Below are 15,397 nucleotides of genomic sequence, written 5' to 3'. Positions count from 1 at the left end.
GCTTCTCCTTTTTACTTTCTTATAATGGCTTTTTCATTTTGGACAAATAGTTTATCAAATTGCTTCGCAAGCTCAAAATCGAGTTTCGTTAAACCTTTTGCATTCCAAGATGACAAAGTAATAATGACTGCTTTATACTGGATAAGGATAAATGGGTGGTGATTATGTTCTTCTGATAGTTTGGCGGCTTCAGAGACAAATTCGACTCCTTTTAAGTAGTCGGAAAACATATATTTTCTTTCAATCCATTTTTCATCTTTTACTACCCATTTATCTAACTTCAATAATTCCTCTTGAACTTCTTCTTCAGTTAATCGTAGCATCATTTTTCACATCCTTTATGTTCAGTAACGCAAGACCATTTTTAATAAGACGTGTTACAGCTTCGTCCGTTGTGAAAGTAGATAGTTGTTGTAATAGTGCTGCCGATGTTTCGTGCCCTTTGTTATGCTCTAAAAGCAATTCTAATATTTCTAGGCGAAGTAGCCATTCTTTTGGATACAATTTATTTAATACCTCTTGAATCACTACTAATTGGTCGACATTCGCATCGTGTAAAATACCTTCATTTCGAATGTCGCGAACTGTTTGATACATACGTTCAAGCTCATTCAGTACAAGTGGAGCAGGAATTTCTTGAATTTCTTCATCCATTGGGAAGAATGCTGCAGCATCTGCGGCACCTGGGAATACGGAAGTAATTGTTGAACCAACAGCCATATCAAATGCGCCCCATGAAGCATCAAATAAAACACGGTCGTTATAAGTAACTGTGCAATTGATAAAGGAAATAAGCGCAATTTTTTTATCGTTTTTTACAATATCTGTTACTGTTCCTTTTACATGAATACCGCTGGCAAAAGTAAATGCTGCTTTATTTCCGATTGTAATTCCTAATGATTGTAATTGTTCATCTGTACAATTTTCTAATGCAATATTTTCAGTGAGTAATCCAATTGGTGTTCCAAAGCCGTCACTGTGTACAGCCGTAGAATGATTCGCTAGCTGTTTATTGTGAATTGCTAATGCTGTTGGCGAACTTGTTCGCATATAAATCAATTCACCTGCATCGTTTTCAATTGTCTCGGTGAATGTACCTGTAATTTGTAATCCGCTATTTAATTCAGCAGTTGCATGGTTTTCAGAGCGAATTGCTTTTTCTAAGCCTTTTTTACCACCTGTTTTAAAAGCCATCGTTTCCGCGAATTTCTCAAGTGCTTCTGTTAATTCTTCAAATGATTCACAAACAAATAGTTGTGGTTGCATTTTTGTTACATCATAAGTTGTACCTGTACATGCCTCGATAGAGAATGGAACCTTTTCTACAGCGTCTGTTAAGCAATGTTTGCTTTCGCCAACAGAAGAGAGGAGACCAGCACCATATATTTTTGGAGCATCTATATTTCCGATTAATCCATATTCTACTGTCCACCAGAAAAGACGCGAAATTTGTTCTGCTTCTGATAAGCCAGAAACTAATTTTTGTTTTTCAATTACATTATTTTCAGCAGCTGCAACTTCATCAGGAGTAGAAGTGGGGCTTTCTTTTACAATTGTTAATGTACGAACAGCTTCGAATGCATCATGTTCTTCTTTTGTAGAGAAAGCTTTTGCACCAATTTGTCCAAATCGTTTTACATATTTTGCATATGTAGGGTCAAGTAAAATAGGTGCGTGTCCTGCTGCTTCGTGTACAATATCTGGAGCAGGTGTATACTCGATATTTTCTACTTTACGAATATCTGTTGCGATTGGTAATAATCCATGTCCTTGAAAATCGAAGAAGGCTACGCCAGGAATAAGCCCGTCAATCGTTACAGCCCCCCAGCCGCTTGGTGCCAAACACTCATTCATTTCTTCTACCTTTGGAATTGCATCTATATTAATACCAGATGATTGTAATCCGTTCACATAGGCTGGATGAGCAACGTCTTTTAAGAAACTATGATTTTGTCTCATAATGTAACGCCACACAGCGTGATTCACCGGTGTGTATTGATCATAATGCTGTGTGGATACGAATGGTTTTAAATGCGATGGAATTTCTGTTTTCTTTGTCATTTAGACATCCTCCTTTTTTCTGTAAAATTAAATATCGGTTTCGTATAGCTTGTACCACCACCCTTCAAAATTGTAAGCGCTTATAAAATTTTATCATAAGATTCGGAATTATTTAACATTTGTTTCTGTGAGAAATAGAAAAAGCCCCTATCGGAAAATCCGATAGGGGCGAAAGAATCGCGGTACCACCCTATTTGTAAGTGAAAAGATACTTACATCTCAATTAATGATAACGGAAAAACTCCGTCTTTTCCTTCATGCATAAACGCACTACGAAAAAGAAGCTCCAGAATTGTAATTCATACTTATATATGTGCCAATTTCCACCGACCATTAGCTCTCTGTAACAGGGATATAAGATACTACTGCGATTCTTTCAACGCGTATATATGAAATTATGTAAAAGGACAGACGCAAAAAAGTCCCTATCGGAAAATCCGATAGGGACGATAAAAATCGCGGTACCACCCTATTTGTAAACAAGTAATTGTTTACCACTCACTTTACGATAACGGAAAGATCCGTCTTTCTCTTCATGCATAAAAAGCATTACGGGAAAGAAGCTCCAGAATTGTAATTCACGCTTGTATATGTACTGATTCGCACCAACCATCAGTTCTCTGAGACAGGGATATAAGTCGCTACTGGTATTCCTTCAAAGCCGATATATAATTCGTTCAACTAAACTATGTTTTGTATTATAAAACTATATTTAAAAAGTTGTCAACAATAATTTTTTATCCCACTTTAATGGGCAGTAAGACCCTCACCTCAAAATTCAGCGAAAGCAAAGAATTTAGGTGGGGGTTGGGCTGCCCAGAAAAGTCCGGCTGGTGAGGGCTGATTAAAGTTTCACTTTATTTTACATCTAAATCAACATTTAAATTAGTTGTATTTCCAGCTGCATCTGTTGCAACAATATGAATTGTATTCTTTCCTTGTTGTAATTGATTGCGATCGAAATAAATTTCGTAGTTTTTCTCCCACGTGTTTAAGAATGCACTCTCCCATACACCATTTCCGTTAATCTCATATTGGATTCTCACTGGAATACCAGGTGCAATCCAACCAGATTCTGTCATCCAATCTAGTAGAATATCATCAACGTTTCCTCTAATAATAAGATTTTCTTGATCAATTTCGTGAGTTAACTTAGGTGCTGTTCGATCGATAAATACAGCTCCTGTTTGCTTTGTTTCTCCACCAGAGTTAGAAGCAACGGCTTCAATTTGGTATAAGCCATCAGGCAATGGAGATCCGTCTGCTCTTGTACCATTCCATTTGAAAGATTTATAACCTGGTGTTTCGTTTTTACCTTGATATACTGCACCTTGATATGTCACACGGTCTTTCGTAATTAAATTGGCATGAAACGCTATGTCCTCAACTGGTGTAACTAAATAGTAATTGATTAGGTTGTCATCCAGTATTTTGTCATTATTTGGACTGAAAGTAGAATTAACGATTTCAAGGCCGTCAATACGCTTGTATTCTTTTGGATCGATGCTAAATGTAAATGGAATACGCATTTCTTCCGTTTTCCCTTGTTCTTTTACATACAGATTTCCTGTATATACACCTTGCGGTAAGGAGCTATCTACAGTAATAGTAAAAGGTTTTTCCATGTTACTATTTGCTTTTAAACTAATTGAAGAAGGAAAAGAAGTCTGAATTTTTGTTTTTGTATCTAGTAATTCAATACGAGTTGAAAAGTTTTTCTTTTTGTTAGAAAGATTTTGTAACGTAATATTTTGTGTTAGTTTCAGTTTGCCGCTATTTGGTTTAATAAGACCGAAACTTACGTTGTTCGGTTTCACTAACGCATCTGTTTGAGCTGCTTTTGGAATGTTAATTAAACCAGATCCTTGTGCCATGACAGGATATGTATTTTCATTGACATCCTTTAATGTTTTTGCAGTGTTGGCAAGAGCAGATTTCAATTGTTCTGTCGTCCAATCAGGATGCATCTGACGTAATAAGGCAACGGCTCCTGCAACTTGTGGGGCAGCCATACTTGTTCCGTTATGAGATTCATAGCCGCCTCTTGGTACAGTACTAGTAATTTGTACGCCAGGTGCAACAACATCAGGTTTTATGAGCCAACTACCTTGTGATGGTCCTCTGGAACTGAAGTTACCAATCAGTTCGGTTTTATTTGGTTGTCCAATCTTTATATTTTTCTTTCGTTTTGTAATTAAATTTTTCAACTCTTCACCGTTTATATTTGATAGTTGCATAACTGGAAGAGCTATATCTTCACGCCCAAAGTATTCGGGCATAATATTAATTTCTTTTTCATTAGAAATTAATAGCACGCCAAGAGCACCAGCTTGTTTTGCTTGTTCTGCCTTTACTAATGCGCTCGAAGTTCCTTGTAAAACAAGGACGAACTTCCCTTTCACATCTTGTTTAGCGTAATCGCTTGAATTACCGTAGCCAACATAGACAAGCTGAGCATCGTTTCCTACTTGGAAATCCGCTTTTGATAACGGTAATCCTTGATACAATTTATTAGAACCAGCTACTTGGAATGTTGGAAATGGAATAGAAACAGTAGATGCACCAACAGAGATGACGCTACTCGCGTTACCAGGAGCATCAACAGACCAAGGCTTTGGTCCATCATTTCCATTTGAAACGACTGCAGTAACACCAAGTTTTGCTGCACGTTCTAACGTCATTGTTACAGGTTGATCAGGGACATTTAAATCTTGACCGAGAGATAGATTTAAAACATCTGCACCATCTTGAATAGCATGCTCAATACCTTGAAGAATATCTTCGGTCGTACCAGTACCACTATCATTCATTACACGATAGGCTAGAATAGACGCATTTGGAGCAACACCTTTAATTTTTCCATTACCAGCAATTATGCCAGCTACATGAGTACCGTGTACGTTGCCGTCCATCGGATCGTTATCTTCATCGACTGTATCGTAGCCACCAATATAGTTTGCTTGTAAGTCAGGGTGTGTATAGTCTACGCCAGAATCAATAATAGCGACTTTCATACCTTTTCCATCAAGCGGTTTGCCAGATGGATCTTTTAAATTCCATGCTTCAGGTGCACCGATTGTCGGTCCACCAACATTTGGGGTTTCTCCATTAGCAGCGCTTTTTGCTGTTTCATGCAATTTATATGTTAAGTTTGGATAAACAGCTTTTACTTCAGGTAAAGAAGCTAAAGCTGCAACTTGATCTCCTGGGATAGAAATAGAGAATCCAGAAAATAACGTACTATACGTTTCTTTTATTTTTGCTTTCGGTGCTTTTTCTTTCATTTTTTTTGTTGTATCATCTTGTGCCTTTTTTAGTTGTGCATGGTATGATTGCACATTGCCATTTTTTAAATCTGGAGCATGCTGAATGTTACTTTGTGAAGCGAGCGGAGCATGTTGCAATTCTACAATGACTGAAATTTCTTTTGCTGTTTTTGTTTCAACATTTGGCGCAATTTTATTTTCTCCCCATTGTTCAATATTTGCTTTTAACTGTGGGCTAAATCGCTTCTCCTTTTGCAGCGATTCAGCATGTGCGCTTAAAGAGCCAAAACTAGAAAAGACGAGCGCCATACTTAATAGTGTAGATGTAGTTTTTTTCATTGAAACTCCCCCTAATAAAAAGTGCTAATATTCCGAGAAAAATCTTACAAATTTATCTCGAATTACATAATCGGATGTTAGTTAAACTATATTTTCGACATAATTCATACCAATCCTCTATGAATTTAAAATTTCTTGGGAAATTTTTTCTGATTATGTCGAATGGGTATTTTTTACATATTGTAGGTGGATATTGAGGAATGCTATGAGGGAAATGGAGGGGTGTTATGAAACGGTTCATAGTAAGCGTTGGTACAATGTTAGTCATATTTTTATGTTCAATCATTAATATTAGCGCAGAAAATAATGAAGCGAAAATTGCTTTTATTCGTCATCATGACCTCTGGATTAAAGTTGATGGAAAAGAAAAACAACTTACAAAAGGAGAGTATATAACAGGGCCAAAGTGGTCATATGATGGAGAGTGGCTGGCATATGTAAAAGGAAAGAAACAAGGTAGTCTTGAGTTATATCGGCTGAAAGATGGAAAGAAAGTTACGCCGTTTCATTCAGAAGCAGCGAATTATCAATGGTCACCAACAGAAAATATAATTGCATTTATATTTACAGGTACATTAAATACATTTGATGTAGAAAAAAAGAATGCAGATTTTGAAAATGTATCAGCTGGTGTAGGTGATTATGCATGGTACCCTGATGGAAAGAAGTTTCTTGTATCCTCTGAAGCACACTTACTTCCAACAGGATGGACAGGAGCACAGCTATATGAAGTGCAAAAAGATGCACATATGAATCCTCATAAAATGAAACATTTATATGCATTACCAAATGAACATGATGATTTTCTAGCGTTAGTTGCAAGCGGCTTTGAGTGGTCACCAGATCGAAAGTGGATTTCATTTTTAGCGGTACCGACAGCTTCATGGTCAGCTGATAGCAATACGCTTTGCTTAGTTCGAGCAGATGGTAGTCGGTTTGAAAAAGTAGATCAAATGTTATTAAACACACAATGGTTCAAATGGGCGCCAGCCAACAATGTATTAGCTTATATTGAAGGAAGCGGGAGAGTTGCGTTAGAGAATAAACATTTAAAAGTAAAAGAATTGCCGGCACTTCAGCAGAAAACATTTACGCCGAAAGGATATGTCGATTGGGATTTTGCATGGAAGAATGATAAAGTAATTATCGTTTCACGGGCAAAAGAGGCAGGAATAGAAACTCCGCCAGAAAAAAGACCACTGCCATCTTTAAATGAGATCGATCGTACAAGCGACAAACAATTTCAAATCACAAAGCCACCTCATAAGCAAGGTGATTATCATCCGATTTTTATGAAGAAGAGCAATCAATTAATATGGATACGTTCAGACCGTGAGAAAGCCAATGTATGGATTGCCAATAGTGATGGGAAACAGGAAAAGAAGTGGATTGAAAATATAGATGTACCAGAGTGGTATTATGAGAAATGGAATTGGGAAAATGTTATCTCGGTGAAATAAGAATAAAAAACGTGCCTACAAGATATTTTTAGGCACGCTTTTTTATTCTTATTTATGTGTTTTATTTGGCTTTTTTTTCGCTGGGTTGCCGTTTCCCTGACGCTTTCTGTTTTGTTCATCTTTTGCTTGTTTTTCATGCAGTGTATCTAAAAACTCATTTGAATTACTCATTTTTATATCTCTCCTTTCATTTCGTCCTAATTACTATAACCATTTAGGAAGATAATCATGAAATAAAAGTTAAGCACTTAGTTTTCTTCGATAATATACGTAAAAGATGCCATACGTAATGAATAGCATAAATAAAATTTGTAACTCTACATTTTCTTTTAAAATAGTTGCGACAGAAGATGGTAAGTAAGGCGATGTATCGTTTGTTCCTACACCTAACCATTTGTTTAAAAGATTAATGGTACAAAATATAAAAACACCAGACCAGCTTGCGATAATTGCCTTTTGCTTAATTTTTGTTTCACGTTCATCATCTGTAATCCAAGGATTAGCAGCTTTATCACTACTAAAAAGTCCGTTTATATATCCCCATATAATCGTGCCAATTAAGATCGTTAGCCATTTCATATTTGTGATTCCCCTCTCTCTTGTAAAAAGTATTTTACATATATTATCGTAATATTTCCCAATTGTTTGTGTCAAATGTTTTTTACAGAACGGTTTTTCATATAGCAGGAATAATGGATGAGATAGGGAAGGAATTATGTTGAAGTATTTCATAGAGAGGAGGATCGATATGAAACTCGTTTTTGTTCGGCATGGAGAAGGTGAACATACAAAAGATTTGCCGTCAACTTTACAAGTATTGCATCCATCATTAACGGATGAAGGAAGGAATCAGGCTAAATTACTTCAATGCAATGTGCCATTGCAAGAAACGGATATATTAGTTGCTAGTCCTACAATGAGAACTTTACAAACGGCGACAATATGGAGTGAGAAGGTATCTTGTCAAACAATTGTTCATCCATATGTATCCCCACGTATTTTTCCTTATCGAGAAGGAGCGAAAACATTACCATGTGATCACATAGTAGATCAGGAAATGATAGCAAATTTATTTCCACATTTTTCAATAGAGAAAAGCACAAATAAGCAGTTATGGACGGAGGGTATAAATATTATTTCAGAGAATAGCTTTCAGCAAATAGTAGATGAATTTCTTCTTTTGTGTTATGAGCTAGGCGCTGAAAGAATTTGCATTGTATCTCACGACGGAACAATTACAGCATATAGGCAATATTTACAGAAAGTCGTTTTAACTAGATCTGATTTTTTGAAGGAAACGGGTATATATGAAATGGATGTATCGCTTGAAAGTTTGATGGATGAGATCTAATAATAGGATGGAGGATGTATGTTGAATGTTGCACTAGTAGTTGGTTTTAATTCTGATTTAGAGGCGCAATCAATCCGTGCATCGCTTGAATATTTTGGGGCAAAAGTTGTCACGTATTGGATTGGTAGACCGAAAGAGTTCATCGATATTCTTTCTGGAAAGGGTTTATATAATGATATCGATTATGTTGTCTTTTGCTTTCATGGTGAGGAAGGAAAGTTTGTCATGGAAGAGTTAGGTGAAGATATATATGAACAAGATGAACCGAGGGGATACTTTGGTACAGCAGAAATTTATCCCGCGTTAACGGACAGTAAAACTCCCACCTCAAAATTCAGTTGGAGCAAAGAAGTTAGGTGGAAGATTAACTGTCCGTAAACGTCCGATTGGTTCAACTAATAATCAGTAGGGGATGAACAAAACCCCCACTGATTAAAGTTTCACTTTATAAATATGCAAAATTGCATAATACACATATTGTAAATAGCGGGTGTACGTTAGGGGAGCGAAAACTAGCAGAATCTTTCTTACGTAGTGGCGCGAAATCGTATATTGGATCGATAGATTATGTAGATGGGAATGCAGCACTTATGTTTACAATACGCTTATTTTACGGGCTTATTAACCATGAAAAAAAGTTAGGAGAGGCTTTTGAAGAAGCACGGTTAATTGATAAAGAGACATATACATTTCGATTATATAAGTAGTGTGAAACACGTTTATTCTATATTCGAATAAACGTGTTTCACATTTAACTCACATTTTTTTTACATTTTCTTCAATGAAAACTATTATCACTTATGGTATGATATGTTCAAGTTTTTACAGGTAATAAAAGTTACTATATAAACGTTAGTTTTTGATGTTTCATACACATGTCATGAATTTTTCATAATTAACATTTGAAAAATAAGTAACTAATGTTATTATATTATCTGTAACTAACTTAATTACGACTTTAGGAGGAAGATATGGTTATTCAATTTTTAAGAGAAAACAAAGCAGTTTCTTTTGTGTTAGCAGTAATTCGAGTGTATCTTGGTTACACATGGTTAATGGCTGGAATCGGTAAACTACAAGGAAAAGGATTCGATGCAACTGGTTATTTACAAGGTGCAATTGAAAAATCTAAAGGAGCACAACCGGCTGTTCAATCTTGGTGGGCATCATTTTTACAAGATTTCGCAATTCCAAACGTTGATCTATTTAATACACTTGTAACGTGGGGAGAAATTTTAGTCGGAATTGGTTTAATTGTAGGCTGTTTAACAAAAACAGCGGTCTTTTTCGGTCTTGTAATGAACTTTTCCTATATGTTTAGTGGGTCAATTGGTGTGAATCCTGAAATGGTTATTCTATCAATGTTCGTTCTAGTTTCTGGTATGAATGCTGGTAAATTTGGAATAGATGGTTTCGTTATTCCGAAAGTATTAGGTTCAAAAACTCAAAAACGCCAAAAGCAAGCTGCTTAATATATGAAAGCGGGTATCTCAAAATGAGATGCCCGCTTATGTTATTTTTCAACTTTTATCCCGCATTTAACGAGCAGTAAGCCCCCTCACACCTCAAAATTCAGCGAAAGCAAAGAAGTTAGGTGGGAGATCAACTGCCCATAAAAGCCCGATTGGTTCAACTAATAATCAGTGGGGGATGGACAAAACCCCCCACTGATTAAAGTTTCACTTTATTGGATTGTTCTTAAAGAATTCTTTTACATACCCTACAAATTCTTGTGGTTCTTGACGAAATGGTGCATGATAACCTTTTTCGATAACATGGAAAGTACTATTTTTTAAGAATTGATGATATGTTTCTCCTTCTTTCCAAGAAACGCTACTATCATTTCTTCCCCATATAATTAAGGTTGGTTGTTTCATTTCATTTGCATTGATTTGAAGACGTCTCGGCCATAATTTCATTTTATTGTAATGCTCTTCATCGTTACGTTTAAATTTCACTTTGCTCTCATCATAATCTGCAATAGCAGAAACGGTATTTAAATCGGTCGACAATTGTGGTTTTGGTGACCCTTGTTTATTAACGAGTGTATGAGGACCACCTGTAGCATCAGTTAAAATAAGGTGGGTAACGGCTTCAGGATATAAATACGTTAAATTAAGGGAGATTTCTCCACCCATTGAGTGGCCCAGTATTGCAAACGAATCATAACCTAGTTTTTTCATTAATTTATAATACAAATTTGCATGGGTTGAAAAGGAATAATAAAAATCCATCGGCTTAGATGAGCGCCCGAACCCTAAAGCATCTACAGAAATAATTGTATGATCTTTTGCTAAGTCTGAGTAAATCTTTTGAAAACCATCTGATGACCCTCCAAATCCATGGATCATAAGTAAAGGTGGCTTTTCGTTACCAATCTGCTTAAAGTAAATGGTTTGACCATCTATTTCCACCATCTTTTCCTCGGTAGCTAGTTTTGCTGTAAGTGTATTTTTAACTTGTTTTACTTGTTCTACTGGCTTTTCTGCTGCACTACATCCTACTAATAGTGTAAGAGTAAGACAACCTACCATAAAATAGCTAAATTGCTTCAATGAGGTGTCCCCTTTCTAACATAACGCTGTATCTATCATAGCAAATAGCATATTACGATTTCCAGGAAGTTGGCTACCATTTTTTATCATAAGAGGTGAAAGGAGCGTTTCTTGGAAATTTTTTGTTTGAAGAAATTTACGAAATGAAAATTGTGAATGTGGGATATCAATCCTTACTGTGCCACTCCAACATTCACAGATTTTCTTGAATAATTGAATAGCATCCTTCTCTTGCTTTGCGATAAGTGGATTGACGCATAATATATTTCCTTTTTGTATACATAAGGAAAAAGCTTCTATACAGTTATTTCTCTCAATTTTAAAAGAGTGGCTCGTTCTTGGTAATAGTGATGAATAAAGTAAGGAACGATTAGCACCAGTTGTAATTTGATCGAGAGAAATAAGTGAGACAAGATCTTGTTCTTTCACTTGTTGCGTATGAGTAATATGTGTTTTAGTAGTTTGTTTCTCAAAACGATGAATCGTTGTTACTGTTTGAAATCCGCATGATGTATAAAGAGGCTCGCCAGCTTTTGTTGCAATAAGTGCAATTGGTTGTTTTGGGTGAGTGTGTACTAAGCAATGATTTAGCAAAGTTCGCCCGATGCCCCGGCCTTGAAAAGCTGGATGGACGATTAACATGCCAATAGTAGAAAAACTATCTTTAAAAGGAAATACTCCTCCAGTTGCAATCAGTTTATTGTCATGCATATAACCGATAAGTGTGCCAAGAGAAAGGTACATTTCGAATTGTTTTTTCATAAATGTTTTATCTTGTAACCATCCAACAGCTTTACAAAGGTCGAGTAAATCAAAAATAAAAGATTCATCTAGCCGTATTGTTTGCATAAATGCCCACCACATTTCTATTAATTTTTATGAAAGTAGATTGAAAATGTTAAATAAGAGATTTACGTTACATGAAATCCAACTTGTTTATATTTTAATTGTAAAGGGGAAGATGGTTGATATGAAAAGACAAAGTTATACAAATTATAACTGATATTTACATAAGTTAACAAAAAATTTACATATAACTAATTTTCTCTTAACAGTATTCTATTAAATTTGATAGTGGGAAATGAATAACCTAATTAGGGGGACAAGACAGTGAAAAAGTTTGTGAAAAAAGCATGGCCATTTGCAGTTGTGGCATCATTAGCAGTTACTTCGGTAGCAACATGGAATTTTACACGTTCTAGTGAAGTGAGTGCAGATGAGAGCGGAAGCAATGCAAAGATTAAAAATGTCATTGTATTAATTGGGGATGGTATGGGTCCTTCATATATGACGGCTCACCGTTATATGAAAGATAATCCAAAAACTTTTGAGATGGAATCTACAGAGTTTGATAAACATCTTGTAGGAACACAAAAAACATATCCGGAAGATGAACATGAAAATATCACAGACTCTGCATCAGCAGCAACAGCTATGTCAGCAGGAATTAAAACATATAATGCGGCAATTGCAGTTGATAATGATAAAGCAGAAGTAAAAACTGTTCTTGAACAAGCGAAGGAAAAAGGGAAATCAACGGGACTCGTTGCCACTTCTGAAATTACACATGCCACACCAGCTGCTTTCGGTGCGCATGACATTAGTCGTAAAAATATGGACGCAATTGCAAATGATTATTTTGATGAAAAAATTAAAGGGAAGCATAAAGTAGACGTTATGCTTGGCGGCGGAGTAAATAACTTTGTTAGAAAAGATCGCAATCTTACAGAAGAATTTAAGAAATCTGGTTATAGCTATGTAACTGATCGCAATCAATTGTTAAATGATAAAAATGATCAAATTCTAGGTTTATTTGCGCCAGGCGGTTTAGATAAAATGATTGACCGCACCGATAAAACGCCTTCATTAGAAGAAATGACAAATGCAGCAATTGAACGTTTGAACAAAAATAAAAATGGTTTCTTCTTAATGGTTGAAGGAAGTCAAATCGACTGGGCTGGACACGATAATGATATCGTTGGTGCAATGAGTGAAATGGAAGACTTTGAAAAAGCATTTAAAGCAGCGATTGAGTTTGCGAAAAAAGATAAAAATACGTTAGTCGTTGCAACGGCAGACCACGCTACTGGCGGATTATCTTTAGGTGCAAATGGTGAGTATAACTTTAAAGTAGATCCAATTAAAGCTGCAAAACGCACACCAGACTTCATGGCAAATGAGATTGCAAAAGGTGCAAATGTAGAAGAAACATTGAAAAAATATATTGATTTACAATTAACACCAGAAGAAATTAAAGCGGTAAATGATATTGCTCCTTCAAAAGATGTAACAAAGATTGATAACGCGATTGAGGATATTTTCAATAAGCGTTCGGTTACAGGCTGGACAACAGGTGGACATACAGGGGAAGATGTAAACGTATATGCATTTGGCCCTGGTAAATACTTGTTCTCTGGCGTTCAAGAGAATACAAATATCGCTAAACGTGTCTTTGATATCGTTGGTGGTGGCGATCCGAATAAAGGAAGACGCTAATTATAAATGAAAGTGAGGCGAAATGCCTCACTTTTCTTTTTAGGAGATGGGAAGATGAGGGCTTTTTTCAGAGGGATAGGATCCCTTCTAATAGGTGTATTATTGCTAGTTGGATGTCAATCCAAAGAGAATAAGATAGAACAAAAAGCTACTACTACAAAAACTGAGGAAAAGGTACAAATAACGAAAGAAGAAGAGAAAACGATTCAAGATGTAATGGAGAAATTTGTACGGACGACAAATGAAAAGAATCTTACTGAACATATGGAGTTATTTTCAAAGAAGATGCCTAGTGCTGAAGATTTAAAAACACAAAAAGAAGCAGCTTTTCAAAAAGGAAATAAAAAAATTGAATTGGAACATATAGACATGAAAGCGAGTAAAGCAGGGTATGTTGTTGTTGAAACAGAGGAAAAGGAAATAGATGGGGATATCACTCTCCAAAAGAAAGTACAGTATGCACTTGGAAAAGAAGAGGATGGATGGAAAATTGAAGAGGTCCGCACGATAGGGAAGAAATAAAGTGAAACTTTAATTAGGGAGCTTTACTGCCCATAAATAGTGAAATAAAAAAGGTTCTCATTGGCGAGAACCTTTTTTTATCCCGCGTTAACGGACAGTAAAACTCCCACCTCAAAGTACAGTTGGAGCAAAGAAGTTAGGTGGGAGTCGGGCTGTCCGTTAACGTCCGATTGGTGAGGGCTGATTAAAGTTTCACTTTATAGCGGTAACATAATTTGATTTGAGCATGCTTCGATATCATCAATATCTTGGCGAATGGTTGCCATTTTATTATCAAGATCTTCAGCTTTCATTGCTGCATCATGTAGTTCATCTTTTAAATACTCAGGTATTTTCCCTTCATATTTATAATAAAGTTTATGTTCCAAACTCGCCCAGAAGTCCATTGCTAGCGTACGTAATTGAATCTCTGCAAAGACTTCTTTTGTACCTGAATTCAGTGATAAAGGATATTTAATAATCATGTGTAAACTTTTATAGCCATTTTGTTTTGGGTTAGCAATATAATCTTTTACTTCTATGATTTCCATATCTTCACGCTTTTGAATGACTTCTTTTAAATGATAAATATCTTCTACGAAGCAACATGTAATACGAATGCCGATGATGTCTTGTAAATGCGTTTGTGCATTTTCAACTGTCGGTAATAAATTTTTACGCTCAAGCTTTTTAATAATACTTTCGGGCTGTTTTAATCTTGTTTTTATATGTTCAAACGGGTTGTAATCCTCTAAAAATTGAGCTTCCCGGTTCATAATTTCAAATTTAGTTTTTAACTCTTCTAAAGCAAATGTATATGGTAGTACAAAAGCTTTCCAGTAGTTAACTGTTGATTGATTATATTCCATTTATATACACACCTTTTCCTATTTACAAGTGAGGTTGTTATTATACTAAATACCAAAGCATATAAGCGCAAGCAGCAAATGATGAGATCATAAAACGATATTTAGTTTTCATAATTTCAGCTCCTTTCGATTAAAAGTCTATATAAATAAACGTGATTGTTAATAAGTTCACTATGTACAATTCCTATAGTAATAGATTCGTGTGAATTTCGTATGAACTAATTGTTTCAGCTTTTTGTCTTTTTTTGCAATTGACAAATAGAATGAAGTTATATAATATTTAAATCGTAATCATTACGTTTTAGTTTGCGATCTTTAAAAGAAAGGAGAATTATATATGCGTATAAATATTACATTAGCTTGTACAGAGTGCGGTGATCGTAATTATATTTCTAAAAAAAATAAACGAAACAATCCAGAGCGCATCGAACTAAAAAAATATTGTCCACGATTAAAGCGAGTAACGCTACATCGTGAGACGAAGTAGAAGACTAGAGAT

The 15,397-nt window shown here is 35.6% G+C and carries 14 protein-coding genes, 1 pseudogene and 2 other annotated features; of the genes and pseudogenes, 7 read left to right on the top strand and 8 right to left on the bottom strand.

All coding sequences use genetic code 11. The annotated features are described in order from the left end of the window. Positions 1–11 precede the first annotated feature (11 nt). The 3 genes from Q9B79_RS10855 to Q9B79_RS10845 form a co-directional block, all read right to left on the bottom strand. Positions 12–326, bottom strand: a complete 315-nt coding sequence (locus Q9B79_RS10855; protein WP_306184017.1) for a 4a-hydroxytetrahydrobiopterin dehydratase — start codon at positions 324–326, stop codon at positions 12–14. Beyond that, the gene (locus Q9B79_RS10850) at positions 307–2,061 is read right to left on the bottom strand and encodes an aromatic amino acid hydroxylase (RefSeq protein ID WP_306184015.1); all 1,755 of its coding nucleotides are present in this window, start codon (positions 2,059–2,061) and stop codon (positions 307–309) included. The genes Q9B79_RS10855 and Q9B79_RS10850 overlap by 20 nt, the downstream gene beginning before the upstream one ends. A 161-nt stretch (positions 2,062–2,222) precedes the next feature. Continuing rightward, positions 2,223–2,450 (bottom strand) — a binding site (T-box leader). A gap of 50 nt (positions 2,451–2,500) precedes the next feature. Next, positions 2,501–2,729, bottom strand: a binding site (T-box leader). A gap of 189 nt (positions 2,730–2,918) precedes the next feature. Next, a complete protein-coding gene (locus Q9B79_RS10845) occupies positions 2,919–5,666 on the bottom strand; it encodes a S8 family serine peptidase (protein ID WP_306184013.1) in 2,748 nt (915 codons plus the stop codon). Positions 5,667–5,893: 227 nt separating this feature from the next. On the opposite strand from Q9B79_RS10845, the gene Q9B79_RS10840 reads away from it, so the two are divergent. After that, entirely contained in the window at positions 5,894–7,126 is a 1,233-nt protein-coding gene (locus tag Q9B79_RS10840; RefSeq protein ID WP_306184011.1) for a TolB family protein, read from the top strand. Between the two features lie 48 nt (positions 7,127–7,174). On the opposite strand, the gene Q9B79_RS10835 is transcribed toward Q9B79_RS10840, so the two are convergent. Next, positions 7,175–7,297, bottom strand: coding sequence for a DUF4023 domain-containing protein (locus tag Q9B79_RS10835; RefSeq protein ID WP_000071866.1), 123 nt, complete (start codon positions 7,295–7,297; stop codon positions 7,175–7,177). Positions 7,298–7,366: 69 nt separating this feature from the next. After that, positions 7,367–7,705, bottom strand: coding sequence for a phosphoglycerate mutase (locus Q9B79_RS10830; protein ID WP_306184008.1), 339 nt, complete (start codon positions 7,703–7,705; stop codon positions 7,367–7,369). Positions 7,706–7,874: 169 nt separating this feature from the next. Here Q9B79_RS10830 and Q9B79_RS10825 point away from each other — a divergent pair, with 169 nt between their 5' ends. The 3 genes and pseudogenes from Q9B79_RS10825 to Q9B79_RS10810 all read left to right on the top strand — a co-directional run bounded on the left by Q9B79_RS10825 (position 7,875) and on the right by Q9B79_RS10810 (position 9,949). Further along, on the top strand, positions 7,875–8,477 hold the full coding sequence (locus tag Q9B79_RS10825) for a histidine phosphatase family protein (protein WP_306184005.1): 603 nt from the start codon (positions 7,875–7,877) through the stop codon (positions 8,475–8,477). A gap of 18 nt (positions 8,478–8,495) precedes the next feature. Continuing rightward, positions 8,496–9,184: pseudogene (locus Q9B79_RS26985) on the top strand (delta-aminolevulinic acid dehydratase). 264 nt (positions 9,185–9,448) lie between these two features. Further along, entirely contained in the window at positions 9,449–9,949 is a 501-nt protein-coding gene (locus Q9B79_RS10810) for a DoxX family protein (RefSeq protein ID WP_000236600.1), read from the top strand. Between the two features lie 207 nt (positions 9,950–10,156). On the opposite strand, the gene Q9B79_RS10805 is transcribed toward Q9B79_RS10810, so the two are convergent. Further along, positions 10,157–11,032, bottom strand: coding sequence for an alpha/beta fold hydrolase (locus tag Q9B79_RS10805; protein WP_306184002.1), 876 nt, complete (start codon positions 11,030–11,032; stop codon positions 10,157–10,159). A gap of 15 nt (positions 11,033–11,047) precedes the next feature. Next, positions 11,048–11,881 (bottom strand): GNAT family N-acetyltransferase, encoded by an 834-nt coding sequence (locus Q9B79_RS10800; RefSeq protein WP_306184001.1) that lies wholly within the window; start codon positions 11,879–11,881, stop codon positions 11,048–11,050. Positions 11,882–12,142: 261 nt separating this feature from the next. On the opposite strand from Q9B79_RS10800, the gene Q9B79_RS10795 reads away from it, so the two are divergent. Together Q9B79_RS10795 and Q9B79_RS10790 are read left to right on the top strand one after the other, a co-directional pair. Beyond that, positions 12,143–13,528 (top strand): alkaline phosphatase, encoded by a 1,386-nt coding sequence (locus Q9B79_RS10795; protein WP_212955429.1) that lies wholly within the window; start codon positions 12,143–12,145, stop codon positions 13,526–13,528. A 54-nt stretch (positions 13,529–13,582) separates the two neighbouring features. Further along, the gene (locus Q9B79_RS10790; RefSeq protein ID WP_306183998.1) at positions 13,583–14,050 is read left to right on the top strand and encodes a hypothetical protein; all 468 of its coding nucleotides are present in this window, start codon (positions 13,583–13,585) and stop codon (positions 14,048–14,050) included. Positions 14,051–14,247: 197 nt separating this feature from the next. On the opposite strand, the gene Q9B79_RS10785 is transcribed toward Q9B79_RS10790, so the two are convergent. After that, the gene (locus tag Q9B79_RS10785; RefSeq protein WP_139866606.1) at positions 14,248–14,898 is read right to left on the bottom strand and encodes a GTP pyrophosphokinase; all 651 of its coding nucleotides are present in this window, start codon (positions 14,896–14,898) and stop codon (positions 14,248–14,250) included. Between the two features lie 337 nt (positions 14,899–15,235). Between Q9B79_RS10785 and rpmG the strand changes: the two genes are divergently transcribed. Then, complete coding sequence (rpmG, locus tag Q9B79_RS10780; protein WP_306183995.1) at positions 15,236–15,385, top strand: 50S ribosomal protein L33; 150 nt, start codon at positions 15,236–15,238, stop codon at positions 15,383–15,385. Positions 15,386–15,397: the final 12 nt, after the last annotated feature.

The organism is Bacillus sp. MHSD_36 (genome assembly GCF_030757775.1).
GTDB lineage: Bacteria > Bacillota > Bacilli > Bacillales > Bacillaceae_G > Bacillus_A.
The sequence above is the reverse complement of the archived record's forward strand: the minus strand, read 5'-3'. Positions and strand labels throughout refer to the sequence as shown.

Excerpts from the sequence above, each read along its gene's own strand:
- Q9B79_RS10830 (WP_306184008.1), bottom strand. The coding sequence starts at position 7,705 with ATGAAATGGCTAACGATCTTAATTGGCACGATTATATGGGGATATATA.
- Q9B79_RS10825 (WP_306184005.1), top strand. The coding sequence starts at position 7,875 with ATGAAACTCGTTTTTGTTCGGCATGGAGAAGGTGAACATACAAAAGAT.
- Q9B79_RS10845 (WP_306184013.1), bottom strand. The coding sequence starts at position 5,666 with ATGAAAAAAACTACATCTACACTATTAAGTATGGCGCTCGTCTTTTCT.
- Q9B79_RS10785 (WP_139866606.1), bottom strand. The coding sequence starts at position 14,898 with ATGGAATATAATCAATCAACAGTTAACTACTGGAAAGCTTTTGTACTA.
- Q9B79_RS10800 (WP_306184001.1), bottom strand. The coding sequence starts at position 11,881 with ATGCAAACAATACGGCTAGATGAATCTTTTATTTTTGATTTACTCGAC.
- Q9B79_RS10850 (WP_306184015.1), bottom strand. The coding sequence starts at position 2,061 with ATGACAAAGAAAACAGAAATTCCATCGCATTTAAAACCATTCGTATCC.
- Q9B79_RS10790 (WP_306183998.1), top strand. The coding sequence starts at position 13,583 with ATGAGGGCTTTTTTCAGAGGGATAGGATCCCTTCTAATAGGTGTATTA.
- Q9B79_RS10835 (WP_000071866.1), bottom strand. The coding sequence starts at position 7,297 with ATGAGTAATTCAAATGAGTTTTTAGATACACTGCATGAAAAACAAGCA.
- Q9B79_RS10855 (WP_306184017.1), bottom strand. The coding sequence starts at position 326 with ATGATGCTACGATTAACTGAAGAAGAAGTTCAAGAGGAATTATTGAAG.
- rpmG (WP_306183995.1), top strand. The coding sequence starts at position 15,236 with ATGCGTATAAATATTACATTAGCTTGTACAGAGTGCGGTGATCGTAAT.
- Q9B79_RS10810 (WP_000236600.1), top strand. The coding sequence starts at position 9,449 with ATGGTTATTCAATTTTTAAGAGAAAACAAAGCAGTTTCTTTTGTGTTA.
- Q9B79_RS10840 (WP_306184011.1), top strand. The coding sequence starts at position 5,894 with ATGAAACGGTTCATAGTAAGCGTTGGTACAATGTTAGTCATATTTTTA.